This window comes from Mycolicibacter nonchromogenicus (assembly GCF_002101775.1).
GTDB classification, from domain to species: Bacteria; Actinomycetota; Actinomycetes; order Mycobacteriales; family Mycobacteriaceae; genus Mycobacterium; species Mycobacterium nonchromogenicum.
Map to the genome: position 1 here is coordinate 73,599 of NZ_LQPI01000060.1, position 21,866 is coordinate 95,464.

The following is a 21,866-nucleotide window of genomic DNA, read 5'->3' on the forward strand; positions in this document are numbered from 1 at the left end:
TTATTCCTCTCCGAAACGATCGACGAGATGAGAGTTGACGCCGTCGGCATCGAGTCGGCGAGCAACCAGATATCCGGCGCCCATCCAGGCGCGGCGGGTCCAGTTGCCGAATGAGACCCGGGTGCCCGGAGCGCCGGAGGCGGCGGGCATCATCTTGACCCGCTCCAGGGCTTCCTTGACGCCGCGCGGGCTCAGTGGGTGGGCGTCGCTCAGGGCGCGAACCAGTGTCATCGCGACGTCGCGGTTGACCACCGACACGCACCACTCGGTACGGCGGCCATAGGCCTGCTCGTAGTCGTCGAGAAACGCCTGCCCGACCGGGTTGCCCTCGTCGTATTGGTCGATGCCGACCCAGCCCATGAACGCGTTCCACATGATCGGGTTGATCCAAGCGTTCTGAAACGCGGTAGAGGTGAATCGAGGCGGATCCCAGTTCAGCTCCTGCAGTGCAGGATTGATGAAGACCACGCCAAAGCCGAAGCCGCAGTGCACGATCGCGGGCGCCTTGGCCTCGTGCAGGGTACGTACGGCCGCCGAGACATCTTGCGCGGTCTGCGCGATCGTCGCTTCGGCGACGATCCGGATGCCCTTTCGCCGACACGCTTCGCGGAAGTTCTTCAGATAGGTCTCGCCCACCAGCGACTGCTCTTTGAGCACGCCGACTTCGGTATGTCCTCCCTTGGCTAGCAGGTCGGTCCAGAAGATCGGCTCGTCTGTCAGCGAGCCCTGCGGGAATGCGAAGAACCACTCCCCCAATGCTTCGTCAGATCCGGTGACGCTGATGCACGGCACCTTGAAGCGGTCCTCGATCGCCTCCCGTGTCGGCACGCAGTTGTCGGTGATGTGCGGCCCGAAGACCGCCAGGCACCCCTCGTCACACAGTTCGCCGTAGGCGTCGATGACCGCCTTGACCGAGCCCTTGGGCAGGCCCTCGACTTCGCGATAGACGATCTCGATCGGCCGATCCAACAGGCCGCGCTCGGTCGCCTGCTTGAAAACCAGGTCGAATGGCTGAGTCAGGTCCTCGAAATAGGTCTTCGGAAAGCCTTCGGGGAGCCGGAAGTCCATCAGATACCCGATCTTGATCGGCTCCGCGGTGCTCTCGTAGGACATCTCGCCTCCGTGATGAACCTAATATTTGTTCAGACCCTATCGCGCACCCGGTCGACCGTCAATCATCGCTGGGGCAGGTACACGTCGATCATCTCCAGCAGACCACCGGCCACCAGGGAGTCATCGGTGAGAGGGCCCGCTATGGCAGCGCGGGCCGCCTCACGAGGAGTCAGCCCCTCGGCGATCAGTCGGCCGGCCGCGATCAGCACCCGCGTCGACGCCACCTCGCGCAGACCACCGGTCTCGACACGGCGTATCGCCTGGCCGAGCCGGACCAGCTCGGCGGCTCGCTCATGGTCGACACCAGCCTCGCACGCAACGATCTTCTCCTCGACGTCGGTTGCGGGGAAGCCGAATTCAATAGCCACCATCCGCTGCCGGGTCGAATCCTTGAGATCTTTGAGCACGCTCTGGTACCCGGGGTTGTAGGACACCACCAAGCCGAACCCGGGCGCTGCATCGAGGGTCACGCCCAACCGTTCGATCGGCAACTGGCGGCGGTGGTCGGCCAGCGGATGCAGCACAACGGTGGTGTCTTGGCGGGCCTCCACCACCTCGTCGAGGTAGCAGATCGCACCCTCGCGCACCGCTCGCGTCAGCGGCCCGTCTACCCACTCCGTCTCACCACCGCGCAACAAAAATCGGCCGACCAGATCAGCGGTGGTCAGGTCATCGTGGCAGGCGACGGTGACCAACGGGCGGCCCAAATCATGGGCCATCGCCTCGACGAAGCGAGTCTTCCCGCACCCGGTGGGTCCTTTGAGGACAATCGACAACCCCTGCCGGAAAGCAGCTTTGAAAACGTGCTCCTCGTTGCCGGTCGCTACGTAGTAGGGACGCGGACCCGGGGCCGCAGCCGTCATGCTCTTCATACCCTTCTCGTCACGCAACCCGTCGTCGCAGATCGGCCGAACTCAACGCCGAACGAAACAGCGGACCGATCACCCGGCTGAGTTGGTCCAGCCGGGGCACGGTCGCGTGTGCGGCGCTGCCGAACACCCGGCGCAATTCGTCGACGTCGGTGGCCGCGCCGACGGTCAGGCACAGGCAACCGGTGCCACGGTGGCGCGCTTCAGCGAGTGCACGGCGCGCATCTGCCGCGCCGTAGACACGTTCGTAGCCGTGGTCATAGGCCAGCCCGTCGGAGAGCACGACGAGAAGTCGCCGCGGTGTCCCCCCACGGCTTTCCAGGATGGCGCAGCCGTGCCGGATGGCGGCGCCCAGCCGCGAGTAGGCGCCAGGTTTCAGCCCCTGCAACCTCCGCATCACCCCCACGTGGAGCGCATCGTCGAAGCGCTTGACCGGAGTGACGTGTACAGCCGACCTGCCCTGCGAGTGAAACGCATAGAGCGCGAGGCGATCCCCCAGGCCATGCAGCGCCGTGGCCAAGGCAGCGGCCGTCGCGCGCTGCTGGTCATGCACGGTCTGACCGGCGGTGCCGGGCTCGGCCGCCGAGCCCGAGACGTCCAGGAGAATCAGCACCGACAGCTCCCGCCGCCGGCGCAGGCTGTCCACGTAGACCGCTTCGTCGGGCGCCGAGCCGGCCAGCACTTCGACCCGGCCCTCGATCGCCGCATCCAGGTCGATGTCGTCGCCCTGCGGCTGGCGGTGGTAACGGTCCAAACCCACGCCGAGTCTCGCCAGCGGCCGACGCAGGCTGTGGTCCGCCGGCCGCAGCGACGTCGACGTATCGGGACTGGCGGCGACTTCCAGAACGGTGCACCAGTTCGGCCGATAGCACCGACGATGCACATCCCATTCGTGATAGGTCGCGCCGGAGGTGGCGCCGGCGATGTTGTCATCGGTGAGACCGCCGGCGTAGGACACGGCATGGCCGGCGCCCCGGACTCCCGAGCGCGTCCGATGGGTGGAGGCATCGGCGCCCGGCGGCCCGTTTCCGCTCAGCCGGCGAGTCACCGAGAGCATCTTGGCGACCAGCCGCCCGAGCACCCCGCTGCCGCCGACCGGGCTGGAGAAGATATCGACGGCGTCTTCGGCGCTCTCGGCGCCGCCGTCGTCGAGGTCGGCCAACGGCGTGCGCTGATGCCGCGGGGCGTGCGGTTGCGACGCATCGGACGCGGCCTGACTCTTGCGCTCAGCCAGCAGCTTTCCCGGCCGAAGAACACCGAAATCTGCCGGCGGCGTGTGGTCGGCGGTGCTCGCCAGCATCAGTGATGCCGCCGGTGAGTCACTGCGGGCGGCGAGGCCATGATCGATCAGCGCCGCCACTGCCGGTGGCAACAGGTCCGCATTGGCCGCCAGCGCCCGATGTCCCTCGATGGCCAGATAGCGCGCCGCGAGCCCGCCACGCCGGCCCAGCCTGCGCATCAACTCGGCGTCCAGGCTTCCGGCCGCAAGCAGGCAGGCCTGAACCGTCACCGCTGTGAGTTGACGGATCGCTTCCAAGCCGGGGTCGATGTAGACGGTCTTGCCGTCGGTCCACGCGGCTTCGCCGACGGCAACGGCCGCCACCGAAAGCGGCATCCCGGATAGCGCGGAGGCCAACAAGTTCCAGCGCTGTAGGGACTCGTCAGCATCGTGATGGTTCACGGGCTCCTCGTCCACCTGGCGACCAAATATCTGTTCCACCGTAGAGTTCGTCACGGCCACAGTCAATCGCTCGAGGCGCGGCGCTGGTCGGGCCCGCCGTGGCCTATGCGAGCGTCACCGAGCGGCTACCGGCAGCCTCGCCCACCCCCGCACACTGGCGGTGTGTGCGCGCTCGGCGCCCGCATAGTCGACTTCCCAGTCCGGCCATCGCTTGAGCACCTCCTCGAAGGCGACTCGCGCCTCCAGTCGGGCCAGTGCCGATCCGAGGCAGAAGTGCACGCCTTTGCCGAAGCTGAGGTGTCCACCCTCGCGGTGGATGTCGAAGCGATCGGGGTCGTCGAAGTGCCGGGGGTCTCGGTTGGCGGACCCGTTCAGCAGCAACATGAATGAGCCCTCCGGAACCCGGCGGCCGTAGTACTCGGCATCGCGAGCGACATAGCGGGCCTGCACCGGCGACGGCGGCTCATAGCGCAGCGTCTCTTCGATCGCGCCGGGAATCAGGCCGGGATCGGCGGCCAGCTCACGGCGTTGATCGGGGTGGTCCGAGAGCAGCTGCGCCATGAAACCGATCAGCCGTGCCGTGGTCTCGTTCCCAGCCCCGGCGATCATCGCGGTGTAGGCGAGTACCTCGGTGCGCGACAACGGGCGCCGCGTCCCGTCCGGCTCATCGATCTCAGCGCACAACAGGTCGGTCATCAGGTCGTCTGAGGGGTGGTTGGCGCGCCACTCGATGTATTCGGAGAACATCACGATGCTGTCGGCGAATATCTGCTGGGTGAAGTCACCGGGTTGACGCCCTTCGGCCATCTCGATGAAGGAGCCGTTGCGGTCCCGTATCGCCTCCTGGTCTTTCTCCGGGATGCCGAGGAGATAGCCGATGGTCCGCATCGGCATCACCGCGCCGAGATCAGCGATGAAGTCGAAGCCGCCGGCGCCCACCAGCGGGTCCAGTTCCTTGACGCAGAAGTCCCGCACGAGTTGCTCCACCGACAGCATCCGCCGGGGGGTGAACACCCGTGAGAGCAGACTTCGGTGCAAGTCGTGCAACGGCGGATCCTCGAACAGCAGGATGCCCGGCGGCACCTCGAGATTGTTGAACAAGATGTCAGCAGTGGTGCCGCGACCGGAACGGTAGGTCTCCCAATTCGGCAGCTCACGAGCCACGTCGTCGTAGCGGCTCAGTGCGTAGAAGTTGAACTTCTCGTTGTAATACAGGGGCGCCTCTTCGCGCATGCGCTTCCACACCGGGTAGGGGTCGTCGTCGATATCGCGGTCGAACGGGTCGTAGTACAACTCGACGGTGCTGGCACTCATAGGTCACATCCCTTCGACGAAGCGTTGGTTCGGCGCTTTCAGCCGTTGCGGTGCAGGAAGCCGTGCAGGCTCGCCTGTGTGAGCTCCTCGACGATCACTTTTCTCGACGGCGGCCTGGACCCGAAGTAGGTGGACCGCAGCGCGGCCATGCCGGCGATCATCGCCACCGTGGAGTGCGCCGGCAGATTCGGGTGCGTCGATCCGATCGATCGCAGGTTCATCCCTTCGGCGCTGATCCTGCCGAGCAGCGTGAGCGCCCGCCGGACATCGGCGATGCCGGCCTGCGCCGCCTCTTCCTCGGTGAGGGATTCCGACGCCATCAGGGTCACCAGTAACCCCTGATGGCGGACGAACACGTCATAGAGGCGTCCGACGAAGTGGCGGGCCAGCTCTTCTTCGCTGGTCTGATCGGGGTCAAGCGACTGCCAGGTCTGGGCGAAGTCCTCGACGAAGCCGGTGAAGGGGGCGACCAGCGCCTCCCGGAACAGCGCCGCCTTCGAGCCGAAATGCCGGAACAACAGCGGCTCGGTGACGCCGGCCGCCTGGGCGATCTCGCGCGTGGTCGTGCTGCGGTAGTCCTGTCGGCCGAAGAGTTCGCGCGCCGCGTCGAGCAGCAGGCGGCGCGGTTCGCCGCGCGATCTGCGGACCGCCGGAGCGTTGCCTCGCGCCGTGGACGCTCGCTGGTTCAACCTGTTTCACTCCTCGAATCACGCCCGATACAACCCGACTTCAAGATAGTATCCACTACCTAGATTGGATAGTGTCCACTATCCGTCCAAAGCCGAAGGAGAGCGGGACGTGGGTGCTGTGATCATGTTGGGCACGCTGTTCGGATTGATCGCCTTGATTTTCGGCGTCGTCTGGCGCTTCGATCCCGAAGCCCGCAGCAAGCCTGATGAGGTCCGGGCGTGAACACCGAGCTGACTCCCCTACTGATTGCCGGCATTTCCTTCGCCTACCTCGGCGGTATCGGGTTCACCGCAGCAGGGGTGTATCTGAGTGTTCGGCGAGGCCGGCTGCATCCACTTCTCCTGCTGTGCATCTCGGCCATCTCGTTCTCGTGGATCGAGGCGCCCTACGACTGGGCGGTATACGCACAGTTCCCACCGGCTCTGCCGCGCATGCCATCGTGGTGGCCGTTGAACATGACGTGGGGCGGCCTGCCCTCGTCGGTTCCGGTCGGCTATATCGCCTACTTCGTACTGCCCGCCGTCCTCGGCGCGACGCTCGGGCGCTGGCTGAGCACGCGACTGCGCTGGCGCCGGCCGATCACACTGCTGAGCGTGGGCCTGGTCGTCGGATTTTGCTGGGCACTGCTGTTCAATGCCTTCCTGGGAGCCCGCTTCGGGATCTTCCACTACGGCTACGTCATCCCCGGCCTGGCGCTGCGGGAGGGGACCGTTCACCAGTACCCGTTGTACGACTCCCTGGCGATGGGGGTGCAGATGATGGTCTTCACCTACCTCCTCGGACGCACCGATTCGCAAGGGCGAAACGTCATCGAGATGTGGGCGGACAGCCGCGCGAAGACGCGACTGCAGGCGTCGATCCTGTCGATTCTCACCGTCGTCGTGATCGGAAACGGCTTGTACGGTGCGGTGTTCGCGCCCCATCTGGCCACCAAGCTCGGCGGCTGGGTCAACTCCGGACCCAGCGAGCAACTGTTCCCGGGAGTGCCGAATCAGCCACTGGTGGGCCGTTGACAGCGTCAACGATCCGGTTCGAGGAAGGGCGCCGACACGACGGCGCCAAGGCGTTGACCGCATGCGGCAACGCAGGATAGGCTCCGCTCACGAAACCAAACATTGGGTCCGCAATGCCGCAGCGGCCGCCTGACGGCTGCACGAGGTAGGGCCGGTTCGGTCCGTAGGTCGGTCGACGGCTTGGCGTCCGATGGCGACTTTTGAGTCGTGATCGTCGAGCAGAACGGGGAGGTTCCGCTGGCTGTCACATCGGAGCGCGGCGAGCATGCTGAAGGTGCTGCGCTCGCCGAGATCGGAGGGTGGCTTCGGTCCTATGTCTGGTCGCATCCGCTGCGCTCGCTGGGAACCGTCGGTGGGCAGACAACTCTGGGTCTGCGCACCGTGCAGTACCTGTTCATCGACCTGTTCACCGGACGCTTCGCCGTGTCGGAGTTCGTCAAGCAGGCGGCCTTCATGGCCGGCACCGCATTACTTCCCACGTTGTTGGTGACGATTCCGGTCGGGGTCACGCTGTCGATCCAGTTCTCCGTACTCGCCGGCCAAGTCGGCGCGGAGTCCCTGTCGGGCGCCGCGAACGGGCTGGTGGTGATCCGCCAGGGCGCTCCGCTGGTCGCCGCGATACTGCTCGCGGCGGCGGTCGGGTCGGCGGTCAGCGCGGACCTGGGATCGCGGACCATGCGCGAAGAAGTCGCCGCGATGGAGGTGATGGGCGTTTCGGTGATCCGCCGGCTGGTCGTTCCGCGCTTCGCAGCGCTGATCCTGGTGGGTGTGGCGTTGACCGGACTCGCGACGTGCGCAGGTTTCTTCGTCGGGTACCTGTTCAACGTTTATGTGCAAAGCGGGACACCGGGGTCTTTCGTCGCCACGTTCGCGTCGTTCGCCACGGTCGATGACATGGTCCTGGCGCTGGCCAAAGCGATCGCCTTCGGCGCGATCGTGGCGGTGGTGGCCTGCCATAAGGGCCTGGACACCCGAGGAGGGCCAGCCGGGGTCGCGAACTCGGTGAATGCGGCGGTGGTCGAATCGATCCTGCTGTTGATGATCGTCAACGTCGGGATGAGCCAGCTCTACCTGCTGCTCTTTCCCAGAGCGAGCCTGTAGCCGCCATGACCGTCGCCGTCTACCGCCCCAGCGCGGTACACCAGATCCTCCGGTTGGCCGAGTTGGTCTGGCGACCGATCGCCAAGGCCGGCCACATGCTGGACTTCATCTGTCGCGTGCTGGTCGCGGTCCCGGTCATGCTGGCTCGCTACCGTCGGGAGTTCACCCGCAGTCTGTCCGACATCGCCTGGGGCAACGGCGCTCTCGTTGTTGGCGGGGGAACCATGGGCGTGTCCTTGGTGCTCGGGATAACCGCCGGGGCACTGCTGGCCATCGAGGGCTACAACGCGCTGAACCTGTTGGGCCTGGGCCCGGCCACCGGGCTGTTGTCCTCATGGGGTTCGACCCGCGAGTTGGTTCCCGTCATGATCGCCATCGCATTCACCACCCAGGCCGGCTGCCGATTCACCGCCCAACTGGGCGCCATGCGCATCGCCGAGGAGATCGACGCGATGGACGCACTGGCGATCAAACCGATCCCCTATCTGGTGACCACCCGCGTAGCGGCGTCCGTGGTGGCGGCGATCCCGCTGTTCCTGGTCTGCCTGGCCGCGGCATACCTTTCCGCGCAAGTGGTGGTCGGAATCATCGCGGACACCTCGGCGGGCACCTACGGACACTACTTCTCCCTGTTCAGCAGTGGACGCGACGTCTTCTACGCTACGGCCAAAGGCGTCATCTTCATCTTCTTCGCCGCAGTGATCCAGTGCTACTACGGCTATTTCGCCTCGGGCGGCCCGCAGGGCGTCGGAGTCGCGGCGGGGCACGCGATGCGGGCCACCATCACCGTGGTGATCATTCTGAACGCACTGCTGACCATGGCGATGTGGGGCGTCGACGCCGGCGCGAGGTTCGGTGGCTGATAATGCCGAACGCCTTCGACACCAACGACCGCGGACCGTCCAACCTTCGCCTGTTCTTCACCGGGCTGGCATTGCTGGCGATCGTGTCCATTGCGGTGACGCTGCTGATCGCACAATCCCAGGGCGTTCTGCAGCATTCCGTGCGTATCACCGCCGATCTCACCAACGTCGGTGACGGGCTGCCGGTGAAATCAGATGTGAAATTCCGTGGCGTTCTGGTCGGATTCGTCTCTGCCGTCACTCCCGCTACCGCGGGTCGGCCCAATATCGTGCGAATCGACCTTCACCGCGCGCACGCGTCCGGCATTCCCGACACCGTGACCGCCCGAGTGGTGCCCTCCAACGTCTTCGCCGTGTCGTCGGTGCAGCTGATCGACAACGGCTCCGGCTCGGCCCCGGTGCGATCGGGAGCGGTGATCACTGAGGATCAGTCCTTGCCGACCGTGTTATTCCAGACCACGCTCAACAAGTTCCGCCAACTGCTGGCCGCCGTGGCACGCCGGCCCACCGCGGACAGCGTGGGATGGCTCACCGCCTTGGGCGACGCCACCCGCGGGCGCGGCGAACGACTGCAGCAGGCCGGTCGCGACCTCAACGAGATCGTCGACGAACTCAACGCCGTCGTCACCGGAGACCCGATGAGCCCGTCGACGATGTCGGCGCTCACCGCGGCAACGGCGGCTCTGGGGCAGACCGCCCCGGACCTTCTCGACGCACTGGATGAGGCGGTCACACCCATGCGCACGCTGGCCGAGAAGCGTTCGGAACTGACGAATCTGCTCTCCGCCGGACTCGGCACGGCCGGCGTACTCGGTGATGCCTTCGACCACAACACCGACCGCATGATCGAGATCTCCACGAAGCTGACGCCGGTCCTGGGCGTGCTGAGCGATCACGGCGACACGCTGCACGCGATCGCGAGCCGCCTGACCACGCTGGTGGGCCGCGTCATGGACGTCGCGTGGAACTACGACACCAATCAGCTGGTGGCCAAGGCCGTCATCTCGTTGAACCCGACCCGGACCTATGTGCGCGCGGACTGCCCTCGATATGGCGACATGGCCGGCCCCAGCTGCTTCACCGCGCCCGAGGTACCCACCGCTCCGGCGCTGACGCCGTCACTGGAATCGCGCGGATTTCCGCTGCCTCCCGGCATCACCGAGAACCGCCCGAATTCTGCTCCGCCGCGAGGCTCGGTGCTGCCCCCGCCGGCCGGACCCGAACTCCCCGCTCCGCAGCCCGCGCCACCGGACTCCGATCCCCCGGCCCAACCCCAGGCGGCAGTCTTCGGCGGCAACGTCGGCCCGGTCGGCAGCGCTCGCGAGAAACGACAGTTGAAGGTCATCCTGGGTGATCACGCCAGCCCGGCCGCCGAGCTCCTGCTCGCGCCACTGCTGCGCGGCAACACGGTTCGGATGACAGCAGACACCGGTGGGCAGCGATGAGATACCGCAAGGCGCTGCTCGGACTGACGCTGTTCCTGGTGCTGTCCACCACCGCTACGTTCCTGGTCTTCGGCACGCTTCGTCGTGAAGTCACCGGCCCGACAAACACCTACAGCGCGGTGTTCACCGACGTCTCCGGTCTGCACAGCGGTGACGATGTCCGCACCGCCGGGGTACGGGTGGGCCGCGTGGATCGAGTCGTGTTGGACGGCAACGTCGCCAGGGTCACCTTCCGGGTCCCGAAGACGTACGCCCTCTACGACGACACCACCGCATCGGTGACGTATCAGAACATCATCGGCCAGCGCTATCTGGGATTGTCCGCCGGCAACGCACCCTCGCACACGCGGTTGCCGGATCGCGCCAGCATCCCGGTCGAGCGCACCCAACCGTCATTCGACATCTCGAATCTGCTCAACGGATTCGAGCCGCTGTTCACCCTGTTGAGCCCGCAACAGGTGGACAACCTCACCAGCGGCATCATTGCGGCGCTGCAGGGCGACTCCGCCTCGTTGGTGACACTGATCAGTCAGACCTCCGCACTGGCCGAGTCCTTCGCCGGGCCCGATCAGATCCTCGGCGAGGTGATAGCCAACCTCGACGAAGTCACTGCGATCCTGGCCCGCCAGGACCGCGACCTGCACGCCGTGATCGACAACGCCCGCAGCTCCTTGGCGACGCTGGCCAGCCGGCGCGACGAGCTGATGAACTCGGCCGGGTCGATCACTGCGGCCACGGACCGACTGGCCGTCATGCTGGACGCCGTCTATCCCCAGCTCCAGGAATTCCTGCTGCGCGAGCCGGGATTCGTCGGCCACCTCACCGGCGAGGGGAGGCAACGCTTCGGTTACTACGGCGCGAATCTCGTGCTGGTGCTCAAAGGTCTGGCCCGAGCTACCCAGAGCGGCAGCTACATCGACGGCTACATCTGCGACATCAATGCCACGGTGTTCGCGTTCCTGGGCCGGGTGATCCCGGGCACCGTCAAGCTCGCCTCCCCGGGCAATGTCGTCCAACATTCACCGATCTGCAGGTAGGCGGCTGATGTTGCGGAGACCCCGGCGCCCCATCGAGGCATACAACCCCGTCTGGGTGGGCACGGTCTCGGTAGCGGTGATGGCGGTGGTCGTCCTCGCCCTTGTCGGTATCGGCAAGTTGTCGGTGGGCCGCACCACGTATCAGGCCCAGTTCGCCCAAGCCGCCCAGCTCAGGCCCGGAGATCAGGTCACTGTGGCGGGAATCGAAGTCGGCACGGTCAAAGACGTCGCGCTCGCCGGCAACCACGTCACGGTGAAATTCACCGCGAGCAAGGGCATTCGGCTCGGTGGCGCCTCGCACGCCGCGATCAAGCTGACCACACTGCTGGGGCGACGCTACCTGGAGCTCTCCCCCGCCGGGCCCGGCGAGCTGACGTCGCGGACCATCCCACTGGCGAACACCTCGGTTCCCTACAATCTCCAGGCGACATTGGCCGATGCGACCACCACGTTCGAACAGGTCGACGCCGACCGCATCGCTCAATCCATGGCGGAGTTGAGCAGCGGGTTAGAAGGTGTTCCCGAGGCACTGCCCGAGGCCCTGCGCAACGTCAAATCCCTGGCCGACGTGATCGCCGCGCGCCGCGACCAGATGGGATCACTGCTGCGCAACGTCGACACCATCACCGCAGTGATCCGCGACCAGAAAGCCGATCTCGGCGCGCTGGTCATTCAGGGCGCCGACCTGCTGCAGACGATCAATGCCCGGCAGGCGTCGCTGCACCGGCTGCTCGACGGCGTCACCGCATTGGTCGACACGCTCAAGACGCTCTTCAACGACGAGCCGGCGATCAACGCCTTGTTGGCCAACATGCGGGAGTTCGCCCAGATGGCCGCCACGCATGACGAGCTGGTGCGTAACACCTTGCAGGTCATGCCGGTCGCATTCCGTAATCTCGCCAATGCCAGCGGCAGCGGCACGGCGCTGGACATCAACCTGCCCGCCGGGGTGTTGATCGACTCGTGGATGTGCGCACTCAGTGCGCGCGGCAAGCAGTTCGGGCTGGCACAGTACTTCACCGATTGCCAACCGGCAGCCGATCCCTTCCCGGGGTGGCCACCACCGGACCCGGCAAGGTTGCCCGGATGAGCCGGCCAACCCGCCGAACCAAGTCGATCGCGATGGGATCGGCTCTGCTGGCCTGCGCCGCACTACTGCTCTGGTACCTGGCATCCGGAGGCTCGCACCGCGCGATGACCGTGACGGCACAATTCGAGGAGGCGGTGGGCCTGTACGCGGGCAACTCCGTCTCCGTGCTCGGCATGCCCGTCGGCCGGGTCACCGAGATCAACCCCAAAGACAGCTACGTCGAGGTGAAGCTTGCCATCGACAAGAACATCGACATCCCCGCCGATGTTCAGGCGGTCACCGTGTCCACCTCCATCCTGACCGATCGGCACGTCGAACTGACACCGCCCTACGAAGGTGGCCCGAAGCTGCGCGACGGCGACGTCGTGGGCCTGCCCCGCACCAGAACGCCCGTCGAGTTCGATCGCACACTGGCCATGGCCGACAAGCTTTCTCGTGCACTGGACGGAGACAGCCAAGGCCACGGCCCACTCGCCAACCTGATCGGGATCGGGGCCAGGATCTCCACCGGCAGCGGACCCGACATCAAAGCAGCCCTCGATCAACTCTCGCAGGCCCTGCGCTTGAGCTCCGACAATGGCGCCGCCACCGAGAAGACCATTGCCTCCATTGCCGCCAGCCTCGCCGACTTGACCGAGGCAGCCGCGGATAACGACACCGCGATACGTGACTTCGGAACCAACATTCGGGCGCTCAGCGACCTCATCGCCGCCGAAAACCTCGGTACGGGCAGGACCGGCGCCAAGGCCAACCAGATTCTCGACCAAGCCGCGGCGTTACTGGAAAAGAACCGGGACACCATCAAGGGCGTTGTCGGTGACTTCGGTGCGCTGACGACCACCCTTACGCAGAGCCGCCGCCAGGTCGAGGAGATCCTCGACGTGCTGCCACTGGTGGGCACCAACATCTACAACGCCATCGATCCCAGCGGCCGGACCCTTCGGATCCATCCCCTGCTCGACAAGTTGATGCTCAACGGTCAGATGGCCAAGGAGGTCTGCAATCTCGCGGGGATCAAAGACCTGGGCTGTGCCACCGGCACGGTCGCCGACAATGCGCCCGCGTTCGGCACCACGTTCTTCGTGGAGGGAATGACCGGGCTGCTTGAGAACATGGCGGGAACCGGGCGATGACGCGGCACGACGTGGCCACCGGTGTTCGTCAGGCGCTCCGGTCCGTGGTGATCGCGGGGCTGGTGTGGGCACTGGCGGGCTGTGCGGGCGGCGGCCTGGCCGGCATTCCGTTGCCGGCACCGGGACGGACCGACGGCGACATCACCCTGCGGGCGGAATTCAGCAATGCGCTGAACCTTCCGGTGAAGGCGAAGGTCAAGCTCAACGGCGCCGATATCGGTGAGGTCGAATCCATTGCTGCCCAGGAATTCACCGCGCTGGTCACCATGAAGGTCAGCGCAGGCGTGGCGCTGTACCGCGACACCGTCGCCGAGCTGCGATCCGCGACCCCGCTCGGCGACATCTTCATCGCCGTGCGCCCCGGACCGGATACGCCGACGGATGCCGGACGACTGCACGACGGCGACACCATCGCGCTGGACCACACGACATCTGCGGCGACCATCGAAGACGTCCTGGGCTCGGCCGCATTGTTGGTCAACGGCGGTGCGATCCGCCAACTGGTCTCCACCGTCAACGGTGCGGGTACAGCAGTGGGCGGGCGCGGCGAGAAGGTGGCCGCCCTGCTGCACAACTCCAGTACGTTGCTGGCACACCTGAACGATCGCTCCGCGCAGCTCGACGAGGCGTTGCGAAACACCTCCGATCTGGCCGCCACGCTGTCGGCACGGCGCGAAAGTCTCAACAACGTTCTCACCGCCGCCGCCCCGGCGACGCAGACCCTGGCCGACAACGTCACCGGCATCGCCGACCTGGTTTCGACATCGGGTCGAATCACCACTCAGCTCAACCGCTTCCCCTCCATGCGGGGCACCGATACGCGCAGCACCATCAGCGACCTCAACCACCTGTCGGATGTCTTCAATCAGATCGCCGCCGACCCCGATCTGAATATGAACGTCTGGAATCGGATGATCTCCGGCATCACCCACATCACCAGCGGCCCCGACATCCACGCCGTCGGAATCATCACCCAGCTGGCGCTGGGGGCATTGCCCGACAAGAACTATCCCGGCGACCCCGGAACCCACGGCCCCGACGGCACCGACTGGCACGCCATGATCGGCAGCCTGCGCTACGAGTGGAACCTGTTGTTGAGCCGCATCTACGGACCGGAGCACCAGCCGCGATGAGGAGCCGCACCCTGCACCTGCTGGACGGGCTGGCGCGACTGCTGATCGGCTCCGTGGCGGCGCTGCGCAACCACCGGGTCGCCGTATCCGTGGCCGGGATCGCACTGACCCTGATCGTGGTGCTGATCTACATCGTCGGTGGAACTCTGGGCATCAGCCCATTCCGATCGACTATCGCCGTACAGGTCCACCTGCGCGAGTCAGGAGGGCTGCTGCCCAATCAGGACGTCACGCTGCGCGGGGTGCCGATCGGCAAAGTCACGTCGGTGTCACTGGGCGATACGGGTGTGGTGGCATCCGTCGCGATCGACAGCCGCAAACGCGTGCCACAGAACAGTCGCGTCCGCGTTTCCGCGCTGTCGGCGGCCGGAGAGCAGTACCTTGACTTCTCCCCCGAGCAACCGGGCGGACCGGCCCTGACCGACGGTGCGGTGATCGACGAAGAGCGCACCGCGGTACCGGTGTCGCTGGCGCAACTGCTGGCCGACGCCAACGGCCTACTGGCGCAGGTCGATCCGGAGAGGCTTGCCACCATCACCACCGAACTTCGGGTGTCGGGTCAGGGGCCGGATAAGCTCGCGGCCCTGCTCGACGGCGGAGCGTTCCTCATCTCGACCCTCGACTCAGTGCTTCCCGAGACCGTGCGTGTGCTGCGAACCAGCAGGACCGTACTGACCACGTTCGTCGACACCCAGGGCGGAATGACGCGCACCGCCGAGAACCTGCGGGACATCATGACGGGAGCCCAGGCAATGGATGGCGGGTTCCGAGTCCTGGCCGATCGTGGCGGGCGTCCGTTCGCAATGATGGACCAGATCATCGAGGACAATTCCGACACCATGGTTCAGCTGCTGGGCAACCTGGTCAGCACGGCGCAACTCTCCTACGCGCGGTTGCCCGCTCTCAACGAGATCGTCAACTCGAGTCGCGGTGGTTCGGCGGTGGAGGCGCTGACCGGCGTGGTGCGCGACCACGCGTTCTGGGTGCTCGCCGACCTGTATCCGCGCTACAGCTGCGATTACGGGCTACCACCGCTGCCCCCGTCTATCCCCAACTACCCCGAGCCCTATCTGTACACCTACTGCACCAACCCCGACCCCTCCATTCTGGTGCGCGGGGCCCGCAACGCTCCGCGTCCGCCCGGGGACGACACGGCCGGTCCACCCCCCGGCTCCGACCCGTTGGCACAGACCGACCCGGTGCCGCCGGATCCCCTGAGGCTGCCCACACCCTTCGGCGGTGCGCCAATGAATACGCCACTGCCACCTGACCCGCCATGAGGAAGGAGGCCACCGTGACAGCCGAGATCGGCGAGGCCGCGTCCGACGTTTCCAGACTGGACTCTGCCGATACCGCCGCCGCAGACGACGCGAAGGCTGCGCGCCGCCCCGAGGCCAGTCCTCGACCGCGGCGCGCGGTCCGCGCCCCCGCTGCCGGTATCTGCATCGCCGCAGTGGTTGCGCTGGGATATCTGGGGTGGCAATACCAGCAGCAGCGGACCATCGCTTCCGCGAGCAGCGCGGCACTGGCCGCTGCCCGCAGTTACGCCGAAGCGCTGACCAGTATCGACTCCACCAGTGTCGACGACAACTTCGCGACGGTGATCGACGGCGCCACAGGGCAATTCAAGGACATGTACACCCAGTCCGCCACCCAACTACGTCAGGTACTGATCGACAACAAGGCGATGAGCAAAGGGGTCGTGCTCGATGCCGCGGTCAAGTCGGCATCCAAGAACAGCGTCGAGATCCTGCTGTTCGTGGACCAGGCGATCACCAATGTCGCCAGTCCGTCCGCCCGGATCGACCGCAGCCGGGTGGACGTGACCATGGAGCGGGTCGACGGCCGATGGCTGGCCAGTCACGTCGAGCTGAAATAGTGTCCGCCGCAAGCCGTATCCCGGCGGTGCTCGTGCTGTTCGCACTGAGCAGCACGGTCCTGGCCGGGGTGGCCCGGGCCCAACCTGTCGATACGCTGATCTCCGGCAACAGCCCCGACGGTCTGGGAACGTGGACGGTGCGCTATCAGCGCCTTGCCGACAGCGACTCGCCGGCGGCCCAGTCGATCAACAATCACATCGATGCCGAGGCGAACCGTGAAGTCACCCAGGCGACGTGGGATGGCTCGACCCGACGGCCGTGGAGGTTCGACGCGAGCGGAACGCTGACCGTGCGAGCCAACACCGTCTCCGAGGTTTTCGTCGGGTCCTATGACACCGCCGAACCGCACATGCCGATGCGCACCGTGGGAACGGTCGTGTGCGACGCACGAAACGGCGAGATCATCACGTGGGACAACCTGTTTCGCGACAAAACCGCTGGCCTGACGCGACTCGGCGAACGAACGGAGGCACAGCTGGCCGCGGTCGCCACGCCGACGCAGCTGCGCGACTGGCGCCGCGCCGGCCAGTTCGCACCCGTCGATGTGAACTTCAGGTACTGGGTCCCCACTCGCGAAGGTATTGCCCTGCAGATCCCCGAGGTTCAGTTCGGTCGCGGCCTCAAGGTGGTGACCGTGCCCTGGTCCGAACTGAATGACCTGATCACGCCGGAGTTCGCGTCCATCGCCGAGTAACGGCGTCCGTTGACCAAATATCTGTTCCGCCGTAGAGTCGTGCGGGCGACACCTCTTCCCTGTCCGCGTAGTGCGAGGAGCCCGCATGAATATGGACGACTTCGTCCTCGTCTCCGTTGACGATCACCTCGTCGAGCCGCCCGACATGTTCGAGGGCCACATCCCGGCGAAGTACAAGGACGACGTGCCAAAGTTGATTCAGCGGGCTGACGGCACCGACGCATGGATATTCGAGGGCCAAGAGGCCACCAACGTCGGCCTCAACGCGGTCGCCGGCCGACCACCCGACGAGTACGGCGCCGAACCGACCAAACTGAGCGAGATTCGCGAAGGCTGCTTCAACATTCACGAGCGAATCCGGGACATGAACGCCAACGGTGTTGCCGCGGCGATGAATTTCCCGTCTTATCCGCAGTTCTGCGGTCAGTACTTCGCCCGCGCCCAGGACAAGGACCTCGGGCTGGCGGTACTGCGGGCCTACAACGACTGGCACATCGACGAGTGGTGCGCCACTTATCCGGGCCGGATGATCCCGCTGGCGCTGCCGCCGATCTGGGACCCGCAGCTGATGGCCGATGAGGTCCGGCGGGTCTCGAAGAAGGGCTGCCATGCGGTCACCTTCTCGGAGAACCCGACCAAGCTGAACTACCCTTCGCTGCACGACCCGCACTGGGATCCGTTCTGGCAGGCCTGTAGTGACGAGAACACTGTCGTCTGCCTGCACATCGGGTCATCGTCATCGGTGGTGATCACCTCGATCGACGCTCCGGTGGACACCATGATCACCCTGCAGCCGATGAGTATCGTCAATGCCGCGGCAGATCTGGTCTGGTCACCGACGCTGCGCAAGTTCCCGGACCTGACCTTCGCTCTCTCCGAAGGCGGCATCGGCTGGATTCCGTACTTTCTTGAGCGTGTCGACCGGGTCTACAAGATGCACCGAGGCTGGACACATCAGAACTTCGGCGACAAGCTGCCCAGCGAGGTGTTTCTGGAACGCATCGTGACGTGCTTCATCGACGACGGCTTCGGCATCGAGAACCGGGACAAGCTCAACCTGGACATGATCACCTGGGAGTGCGACTACCCCCACTCGGACTCGACCTGGCCGGTAGCACCGGAGTCGCTCGCCGGCTACCTGGCAGGGCTGCCGGATCACGAGATCGACAAGATCACCCACCAGAACGCGCTGCGGCTCTTCTCCTTTGACATGTTCACCCACCTGCCCCGAGACCGGGCCACCGTCGGCGCGCTGCGGGCACAGGCCGCCGATGTCGACCTGGGTTACCGCTCGTCCCAACGGCTGAAGAAGACCGGGACCGATACCGTGACGGTGTTGGACCTGGCCGCCAAGCTGCCCACCGGAACATGACCGGTACGTGGCACCAACCGCGCGGTCGGACAGCGGCATTCTGGTAGCGTTTCAAACAAATATTCGGTCGTAGGGCTCGGGTCGGTCCCAGCTGATCACGGGAGCAGTGGAGGTGCGGTGGGGCGCCGAAAGCCAGCCGGAGCGGCATCTTCTGCGGAGCGTACCGGCGGCTATGACGACGGGACACGGCGCACCGAGATTCTGCAGACGGCCGCCACGCTGATCGCCTCGTCGGGCCTGCGGACCTCGCTGCAGGAGATCGCCGACGCGGCCGGGATTCTGCCCGGCAGTCTCTACCACCATTTCGACTCCAAAGAGGCCATCCTGGTCGAACTGGTCCGGCGCTACCACGCCGACCTGGAGAACCTTGGCGCGGTGGCGCATGAGCGGCTGGACGAGCTCGGCCCGGCGCCGGGCGCAGACGCCATCGTGGAACTGGGCTCGGCCATCGCGCGGTGCGCCGTCGCGCATCGCGCCGCGCTGCAGATGTCGTTCTATGAGGCGCCCAGCGCCAACCCCGAACTGGTCAAGCTGCTTCGCGAGCCCCCCACCACTGCGCAACAGGCGATGCTGCAGACCCTGAGGGCAGCACGATGGAGCGGTTACATCCGGCCCGACATCGACCTTCCGACGCTGGCCGACCGAATAACTCAGTCGATGATGCACGTGGGACTCGACGTCATCCGACACAAGGCCGCCGCCGATCAGACCGCAGCACTGCTGAGCCGCATCATGTTGCAGGGCTTGGCCACTCGCGAGCAAAGCGATGAGGAGTTGGACCACTCCCCGGCATTCGTGGCCGCTGAAGAGGCCATCAAGACCTGGGCTGATGACAACCGCGCGGATGAGAACGACAAAGCCGCCCACATTCGGGCGGTGGCTCGTGCGGAGTTCGGCAGCAAGGGCTACGAGGTCACCACGGTCCGCGACATCGCCTCCGCAGCCGGCATGGGAACCGGCACGGTCTACCGGTTGATCGGTTCCAAAGACGAACTCCTGGCATCGATCATGGCGTCGTTCGGGGCCAAAGCCGGGGGCGGCTTTGCGGCGGTGCTGCGCGCTGACGCGACGCCCATCGAGAAGCTCGACGCTCTGAGCTGGATCAATATCAATGCGCTGGACCAGTTCCCGGACGAGTGGAAGATACAACTCGCGTGGATGCGCTATTCGCCGCCGGACACCCCCAACCCAGGTCTGGCGTTCACCACGCGGCTGCGGCAGCTCAAATCGCTGTTGTCCGACGGAACTCGATCGGGCGATATCCGCATCGACACACCTTCCATGGAGATGTTGTCCCGGTGCGTCATGGACTTGCTGTGGATGCCGGAGAACATCGTGCGAGACCAGGGCACACGTGCCGCGCTGACCCTGGCGCGCGACACGCTGGTCCGAGGGGCCGCGCGGCGGGACCTCGAGGGGTAAGGACAACGGCGCGAAAGCGCTACCAAAGTTTTGTTCCGAATACCTATTGATAAAGCCCGGGCGGTCGCATAGGTTCGGTCCATGTCCGGAAAGCTCAGCGGCAAGGTCGCATTCATCACTGGCGCTGCCCGGGGCCAGGGCCGCGCCCATGCCCTCGCGATGGCCAGAGAAGGCGCCGACATCATCGCCATCGACATCTGTCGCCAGATCGAGTCCAACCCCTACCCGCTGGCCACCCCCGACGATCTGGCCGAGACCGAGCGTGCCGTCAAGGAACTCGGCCGCCGGGTGGTCGCCCGGATCGCCGACGTCCGTGAGCGCCACGAGTTGCGCGATGCCGTCGAGGCCGGACTGGCCGACCTGGGCAGCATCGACATTGTGGTCGCAAACGCCGGAATTCTGCCGATGGCGATGGGCAAGCCCGACCCGATGCAGTTCGTCGACGCCTCCGATGTGGATCTGCTGGGCGTGATGAATACCGTCGCCGTCGCCATTCCGCATCTGCCCGATGGCGCATCCATCATCGTCACCGGCTCGACCGCGGGCATGATCCGTGGCACCACCGACAACCCGAACATGGGACCCGGGGGCGCCGGCTACGGGTGGAGCAAGCGCATCGTGATGGAGTACGTCGACGAGATGTCTCTGCACTTGGCGCCCAGGATGATCCGGGTCAACGCCATCCACCCGACCAACTGCAACACCCACCTGTTGCAGAACGACGGCATGTATTCCATGTTCCGCCCAGACCTGACCGCCCAGGGCAAGAAGGCCACCCGCGAGGACGCCGAGCCCCTGTTCACGCTCTTCCAGGCCATGCCGATCCCCTACGTGGAACCCGAGGACATGGCCAACCTCGGGGTGTTCTTGGCCAGTGATGACGCCCGCTACATCACCGGCCAGCACATCCGCGTCGACGCCGGCTCATTGCTCAAGTGGCCCAACGGCCCGGGCGGGTAGCCGAATAGATCGCGTACGGTCGACTCCATGGCACGCGTCGTGATCTTCGGCGGCCACGGCAAAGTGGCCCTGCTGCTCGCCCCCATCCTCGCCGGCCGTGGCGACCACGTCAGCTCGGTGTTCCGCAACCCCGACCATGCCGAGGAGGTCGCAGCCACCGGCGCGGTTCCGGTGGTTGCCGACATCGAGCAGCTCGACACCGATGGGCTGGCCCGGCTGGTGGCCGGTCATGATGCGGTGGTCTTCTCGGCCGGCGCCGGCGGTGGCAACCCGGCACGCACCTACGCCGTCGACCGCGACGCCGCCATCCGCACCATCGACGCCGCCGCCAAAGCCGGTGTGCGGCGCTTCGTGATGGTGTCCTACTTCGGCGCGGGCCCCGAACACGGAGTGGCCGAAGGCGATTCGTTCTATCCGTACGCGCAGGCCAAGGCCGCGGCCGACGCCCATCTGCGGGCGACGGATCTGGATTGGACGGTGCTGGGCCCCAGCCGGCTGACCCTGGAGCCCGCGACCGGCCACATCGCCGTCGGCCCGGGCACCGGCAAAGGACAGGTCTCGCGCGGCAACGTCGCGTTGGCGATCGCGGCCTGCCTGACCGACGACGCGACCATCGGCCGCACCATCGAATTCAACGACGGGCAGACGCCGATCCCAGAGGCGCTCGCGGCCGGTCACGCGGAGTAGCCTCGATTCCGCAACTGGTTTGCCGTTGTCGCCGCCAGGCGGCTTCGGCATCGAGCGCAGTGCGGTTCTCCGCGCAGCGCAAGAGGGAACCCGGTGAGAATCCGGGACTGTCCCGCAGCGGTATGCAGGAACGACCGCCGTCATGAGCACTGGTCACGGGTTCGCCCACCGACTGGGAAGCGACGGCCATTAGGAGCACCTCGGTGCGCGCCTGCGAGTCCGAATACCTGCCCGTTGTGCCGGGCGCGCCGCGCCCGGCGGATCAACGCCTCGCGGAATAGGCGTCTGGTTTTGAGGGTTATAGTGCTTTATATATAGGCACGGGACCGGATCAGCTGGGCGGCTGCTGGCGTTGACCCACCCTCGTCA

Annotated in this window: 20 protein-coding genes and 1 riboswitch; of the genes, 15 read left to right on the forward strand and 5 right to left on the reverse strand. The window is 65.9% G+C overall.

Annotated elements, in window-relative coordinates; genetic code table 11:
• The 5 genes from AWC18_RS16375 to AWC18_RS16395 all read right to left on the reverse strand — a co-directional run bounded on the left by AWC18_RS16375 (position 1) and on the right by AWC18_RS16395 (position 5,666).
• A complete protein-coding gene (locus AWC18_RS16375) occupies positions 1 to 1,113 on the reverse strand; it encodes an ABC transporter substrate-binding protein (RefSeq protein WP_085139400.1) in 1,113 nt (370 codons plus the stop codon).
• Positions 1,114 to 1,175: 62 nt separating this feature from the next.
• Positions 1,176 to 1,985, reverse strand: a complete 810-nt coding sequence (locus AWC18_RS16380) for a CbbQ/NirQ/NorQ/GpvN family protein (protein WP_085139401.1) — start codon at positions 1,983 to 1,985, stop codon at positions 1,176 to 1,178.
• Between the two features lie 10 nt (positions 1,986 to 1,995).
• Entirely contained in the window at positions 1,996 to 3,597 is a 1,602-nt protein-coding gene (locus AWC18_RS16385; protein ID WP_085139459.1) for a nitric oxide reductase activation protein NorD, read from the reverse strand.
• Positions 3,598 to 3,777: 180 nt separating this feature from the next.
• Complete coding sequence (locus AWC18_RS16390) at positions 3,778 to 4,977, reverse strand: cytochrome P450 (RefSeq protein WP_085139402.1); 1,200 nt, start codon at positions 4,975 to 4,977, stop codon at positions 3,778 to 3,780.
• Between the two features lie 38 nt (positions 4,978 to 5,015).
• The gene (locus AWC18_RS16395; RefSeq protein WP_085139403.1) at positions 5,016 to 5,666 is read right to left on the reverse strand and encodes a TetR/AcrR family transcriptional regulator; all 651 of its coding nucleotides are present in this window, start codon (positions 5,664 to 5,666) and stop codon (positions 5,016 to 5,018) included.
• Positions 5,667 to 5,885: 219 nt separating this feature from the next.
• On the opposite strand from AWC18_RS16395, the gene AWC18_RS16400 reads away from it, so the two are divergent.
• From AWC18_RS16400 to AWC18_RS16470, 15 genes are all read left to right on the forward strand, one after another.
• Positions 5,886 to 6,680, forward strand: coding sequence for a spirocyclase AveC family protein (locus AWC18_RS16400; protein ID WP_085139404.1), 795 nt, complete (start codon positions 5,886 to 5,888; stop codon positions 6,678 to 6,680).
• Between the two features lie 291 nt (positions 6,681 to 6,971).
• Complete coding sequence (locus AWC18_RS16405; RefSeq protein ID WP_085139460.1) at positions 6,972 to 7,781, forward strand: MlaE family ABC transporter permease; 810 nt, start codon at positions 6,972 to 6,974, stop codon at positions 7,779 to 7,781.
• A gap of 5 nt (positions 7,782 to 7,786) precedes the next feature.
• On the forward strand, positions 7,787 to 8,644 hold the full coding sequence (locus tag AWC18_RS16410) for an ABC transporter permease (protein ID WP_085139405.1): 858 nt from the start codon (positions 7,787 to 7,789) through the stop codon (positions 8,642 to 8,644).
• Between the two features lie 2 nt (positions 8,645 to 8,646).
• Entirely contained in the window at positions 8,647 to 10,089 is a 1,443-nt protein-coding gene (locus AWC18_RS16415; protein ID WP_085139406.1) for an MlaD family protein, read from the forward strand.
• On the forward strand, positions 10,086 to 11,126 hold the full coding sequence (locus AWC18_RS16420) for an MCE family protein (protein ID WP_085139407.1): 1,041 nt from the start codon (positions 10,086 to 10,088) through the stop codon (positions 11,124 to 11,126). The genes AWC18_RS16415 and AWC18_RS16420 overlap by 4 nt, the downstream gene beginning before the upstream one ends.
• Positions 11,127 to 11,133: 7 nt before the next feature.
• Positions 11,134 to 12,216 (forward strand): MCE family protein, encoded by a 1,083-nt coding sequence (locus AWC18_RS16425; protein ID WP_085139408.1) that lies wholly within the window; start codon positions 11,134 to 11,136, stop codon positions 12,214 to 12,216.
• Positions 12,213 to 13,349: an MCE family protein gene (locus AWC18_RS16430; protein WP_085139461.1), complete on the forward strand. Its 1,137-nt coding sequence runs from the start codon at positions 12,213 to 12,215 to the stop codon at positions 13,347 to 13,349. The genes AWC18_RS16425 and AWC18_RS16430 overlap by 4 nt, the downstream gene beginning before the upstream one ends.
• Entirely contained in the window at positions 13,346 to 14,482 is a 1,137-nt protein-coding gene (locus tag AWC18_RS16435) for an MCE family protein (protein ID WP_085139409.1), read from the forward strand. The genes AWC18_RS16430 and AWC18_RS16435 overlap by 4 nt, the downstream gene beginning before the upstream one ends.
• The gene (locus tag AWC18_RS16440; protein ID WP_085139410.1) at positions 14,479 to 15,762 is read left to right on the forward strand and encodes an MlaD family protein; all 1,284 of its coding nucleotides are present in this window, start codon (positions 14,479 to 14,481) and stop codon (positions 15,760 to 15,762) included. Before AWC18_RS16435 ends, AWC18_RS16440 begins: the two co-directional genes overlap by 4 nt.
• A 14-nt stretch (positions 15,763 to 15,776) precedes the next feature.
• A complete protein-coding gene (locus tag AWC18_RS16445; RefSeq protein ID WP_208858385.1) occupies positions 15,777 to 16,361 on the forward strand; it encodes an Rv1363c family protein in 585 nt (194 codons plus the stop codon).
• The gene (locus tag AWC18_RS16450) at positions 16,361 to 17,056 is read left to right on the forward strand and encodes a hypothetical protein (protein WP_085139411.1); all 696 of its coding nucleotides are present in this window, start codon (positions 16,361 to 16,363) and stop codon (positions 17,054 to 17,056) included. The genes AWC18_RS16445 and AWC18_RS16450 overlap by 1 nt, the downstream gene beginning before the upstream one ends.
• A gap of 85 nt (positions 17,057 to 17,141) precedes the next feature.
• Positions 17,142 to 18,428, forward strand: a complete 1,287-nt coding sequence (locus AWC18_RS16455; protein WP_085139412.1) for an amidohydrolase family protein — start codon at positions 17,142 to 17,144, stop codon at positions 18,426 to 18,428.
• Positions 18,429 to 18,545: 117 nt separating this feature from the next.
• The gene (locus tag AWC18_RS16460) at positions 18,546 to 19,850 is read left to right on the forward strand and encodes a TetR/AcrR family transcriptional regulator (RefSeq protein ID WP_085139413.1); all 1,305 of its coding nucleotides are present in this window, start codon (positions 18,546 to 18,548) and stop codon (positions 19,848 to 19,850) included.
• A gap of 81 nt (positions 19,851 to 19,931) precedes the next feature.
• Positions 19,932 to 20,810 (forward strand): mycofactocin-coupled SDR family oxidoreductase, encoded by an 879-nt coding sequence (locus tag AWC18_RS16465; RefSeq protein ID WP_064998920.1) that lies wholly within the window; start codon positions 19,932 to 19,934, stop codon positions 20,808 to 20,810.
• Positions 20,811 to 20,837: 27 nt separating this feature from the next.
• Positions 20,838 to 21,497, forward strand: a complete 660-nt coding sequence (locus tag AWC18_RS16470; protein ID WP_085139414.1) for an SDR family oxidoreductase — start codon at positions 20,838 to 20,840, stop codon at positions 21,495 to 21,497.
• A gap of 44 nt (positions 21,498 to 21,541) precedes the next feature.
• A riboswitch (cobalamin riboswitch) is annotated at positions 21,542 to 21,746 on the forward strand.
• The last annotated feature ends 120 nt before the right edge of the window (positions 21,747 to 21,866 follow it).

Excerpts from the sequence above, each read along its gene's own strand:
- AWC18_RS16455 (WP_085139412.1), top strand. The coding sequence starts at position 17,142 with ATGAATATGGACGACTTCGTCCTCGTCTCCGTTGACGATCACCTCGTC.
- AWC18_RS16390 (WP_085139402.1), bottom strand. The coding sequence starts at position 4,977 with ATGAGTGCCAGCACCGTCGAGTTGTACTACGACCCGTTCGACCGCGAT.
- AWC18_RS16420 (WP_085139407.1), top strand. The coding sequence starts at position 10,086 with ATGAGATACCGCAAGGCGCTGCTCGGACTGACGCTGTTCCTGGTGCTG.
- AWC18_RS16380 (WP_085139401.1), bottom strand. The coding sequence starts at position 1,985 with ATGAAGAGCATGACGGCTGCGGCCCCGGGTCCGCGTCCCTACTACGTA.
- AWC18_RS16470 (WP_085139414.1), top strand. The coding sequence starts at position 20,838 with ATGGCACGCGTCGTGATCTTCGGCGGCCACGGCAAAGTGGCCCTGCTG.
- AWC18_RS16435 (WP_085139409.1), top strand. The coding sequence starts at position 13,346 with ATGACGCGGCACGACGTGGCCACCGGTGTTCGTCAGGCGCTCCGGTCC.
- AWC18_RS16430 (WP_085139461.1), top strand. The coding sequence starts at position 12,213 with ATGAGCCGGCCAACCCGCCGAACCAAGTCGATCGCGATGGGATCGGCT.
- AWC18_RS16425 (WP_085139408.1), top strand. The coding sequence starts at position 11,134 with ATGTTGCGGAGACCCCGGCGCCCCATCGAGGCATACAACCCCGTCTGG.
- AWC18_RS16375 (WP_085139400.1), bottom strand. The coding sequence starts at position 1,113 with ATGTCCTACGAGAGCACCGCGGAGCCGATCAAGATCGGGTATCTGATG.
- AWC18_RS16465 (WP_064998920.1), top strand. The coding sequence starts at position 19,932 with ATGTCCGGAAAGCTCAGCGGCAAGGTCGCATTCATCACTGGCGCTGCC.
- AWC18_RS16415 (WP_085139406.1), top strand. The coding sequence starts at position 8,647 with ATGCCGAACGCCTTCGACACCAACGACCGCGGACCGTCCAACCTTCGC.
- AWC18_RS16440 (WP_085139410.1), top strand. The coding sequence starts at position 14,479 with ATGAGGAGCCGCACCCTGCACCTGCTGGACGGGCTGGCGCGACTGCTG.
- AWC18_RS16385 (WP_085139459.1), bottom strand. The coding sequence starts at position 3,597 with ATGCCGCTTTCGGTGGCGGCCGTTGCCGTCGGCGAAGCCGCGTGGACC.
- AWC18_RS16410 (WP_085139405.1), top strand. The coding sequence starts at position 7,787 with ATGACCGTCGCCGTCTACCGCCCCAGCGCGGTACACCAGATCCTCCGG.